This is a genomic window from Leptolyngbya sp. FACHB-36, assembly GCF_014695955.1.
GTDB lineage: Bacteria > Cyanobacteriota > Cyanobacteriia > Leptolyngbyales > Leptolyngbyaceae > FACHB-36.
In genome coordinates this window covers 1-2,203 of the sequence record NZ_JACJPG010000461.1, presented here as the reverse complement: position 1 = coordinate 2,203, position 2,203 = coordinate 1, and the positions used below count along the sequence as shown (strand labels likewise).

At 55.6% G+C, this 2,203-nt stretch carries 2 protein-coding genes and 1 pseudogene; 1 reads left to right on the top strand and 2 read right to left on the bottom strand.

What is annotated here, in order from left to right; genetic code table 11:
* Together H6F43_RS13145 and H6F43_RS22710 are read right to left on the bottom strand one after the other, a co-directional pair.
* A pseudogene (locus tag H6F43_RS13145) lies at window positions 1–548 on the bottom strand (NADPH-quinone oxidoreductase); the annotation flags it as partial.
* An 88-nt stretch (window positions 549–636) separates the two neighbouring features.
* Window positions 637–1,569, bottom strand: coding sequence for an AraC family transcriptional regulator (locus H6F43_RS22710; RefSeq protein ID WP_190343196.1), 933 nt, complete (start codon window positions 1,567–1,569; stop codon window positions 637–639).
* Window positions 1,570–1,763: 194 nt separating this feature from the next.
* Here H6F43_RS22710 and H6F43_RS13135 point away from each other — a divergent pair.
* The coding region (locus H6F43_RS13135; RefSeq protein WP_190343195.1) for a cation:proton antiporter at window positions 1,764–2,203 on the top strand (440 nt) is incomplete at its 3' end.

Genomic DNA, 2,203 nt, shown 5'->3' with positions numbered 1-2,203 from the left:
AAGTAGGTGCAAAAATCCTCGCATTTATCCACCCAGCCGTAGGGCAAATCTACCGCAACGCCGCCGACGCGAAAGTAGTTGTGGTTGACCATGCGGTAGCCCGACGCGGCTTCAAACAAATCGAGAATCAGTTCTCGATCGCGCAGGGTATAAAACAGCGGACTCCCTGCTCCAATGTCGGTCATAAACGGTCCCAGCCACAGGAGATGATTGACCAACCGCGTCAGCTCCAGCATGATGACGCGAATGTAGCTGGCACGACGCGGCACGGGAATCTTCGCCAGCTTCTCAACCGCGTTCACGGTCACCGCTTCATTAAACATGCCGCCGTAGTAGTCCCAACGGCTGACGTAGGGCACGTACATGATGTTGGTGCGGTTTTCGGCAATTTTTTCCATGCCGCGATGCAAATAGCCGATTACGGGTTCGCAGTCCACCACGTTTTCGCCGTCCAGCGTGACGAGCATCCGAAAGCAGCCATGAGCAGCGGGATGATGCGGACCCAAATTGATTACGATCGGCTCAGTCTTGGTTTCAATCAGTGTCATAAGTACTGCGCTCCCATCTAGTCTTGGATATTTGATTTCTTGAATGTTTGATTCTTTGCGCATCTTTGAGTATGAATTGCATGAAGAATCAGCGTCTTGGAGATTCCTCCGATCGAGTTGAAGATTTGTCCGATCGCGGCTGGAGCTGCTTTGGGGTGACACCAAACGTGCGCTTGATGTGGCGATTTAAATGGCTTTGGTCGGCAAATCCAGTAAGTCGAGCGACTTCGACGATCGACTCGCCGCTCAACAGCAGATCCTTCGCCCGCTCGACTCGACAGCGCAGCACAAACTGATGCGGCGTCGCGCCCGTAGACTGCTTAAACAATTGCGAAAAGTAGTGGGCGCTCATTTGCGCCACGGTTGCCAGTTCGGCTAGTCCAAGATTTTGATCCAGATGCGTCTGGATGTAGTCAATCACCTGCCGCAGAGTGGCTTGAGATAGCCCACCGGAATAAGCGGCGATCGTGGGCTTGCGGACGCAGTAGTGCTGGAGCAAATGCACGGCTAGCAGGTTGGTGATCGCTTCTGCATATAAGCGACTGCCTGTCGGGTTGGCTTCCAGCTCGGATTTCAGCGCCAGCGCCAGTTGGCACACCAGCGGATCTGGCGTGGCAAAGTGGGGCAGCAGCTCAACGCGATCGGGATCAACGGTTTCGTAAGCGGCGTGGGCAAGAGCGATCGGCTCCAGTCCCACGCCAATGAAATAGCCCTCTGCTTCCCAGCGCGACCACTGAGGTCGCATTGCAGGAGCAATCACGATCATGCCGGACGAAACCCGCTCTCGCCGAAGCTGCCCATCCAATTTTCGGTCTGCCCAGATGGGAGTGGGCAACTGAGGAAAAATCCCAAGCCCATGAACATGGGTGCAGAGTTCTGGCGTTTCTGCGGCGGGTTGCCAGTGGTACTCCAGTCCAATTCCTCGCCATGCAGCGGTGCGGCTAGTCAGAATCGGCGGACAGGGAAAGACTGCTGCAGACGCATCTTCCTGGGTGTAGTCTACAAAGATCGGCGCTGTCACGTCACAATGCCCACACTCGCTGAATCCAATCTAGCAGCCGTAAGAGGAAGATGCGTCGCGGCTTTGGGTGAGCCGCATGGCACTCCAGAAACCCGTGCTTTTTGCACCGCTTACAGCCGTACTCAAGCAGGAAACAGCCAATACCAGTAGAATGAAGCGTTAGCCCTAGGCTGCTGCGTTGTGCCGTCGCGTTTATGGAAGCACCGCTGGATTTAACCCTGGAAATGATCCTGACGGTGATCGCTGGGATTAGCGCTCAGGTATTTGCAGAGTGGCTGAAAATTCCTGGAATTGTGTTTCTGCTGCTGTTTGGGATTGTGCTGGGTCCCAGTGCGATCGGGCTGCTGCATCCCGAAGAACTTGGCGTGGGGATGGAGGTCATTGTCTCGCTGCTGGTCGCCGTAATTCTGTTTGAGGGCGGGTTTAGTCTAGAGCTACGCGATCTGGGTCGGGTCTCTGGCAGTTTGCGAAATCTGGTGACGATCGGCACGCTTGTAACGCTGTTGGGTGGAGGCATGGCGGCTCACTGGCTCGGCGAGTTTCCCTGGTCGATCGCCTTTCTCTACGCCTCCCTGGTGGTGGTGACAGGACCAACGGTAATCAATCCGCTGCTGCGGCAGGTGAAGGTCGATCG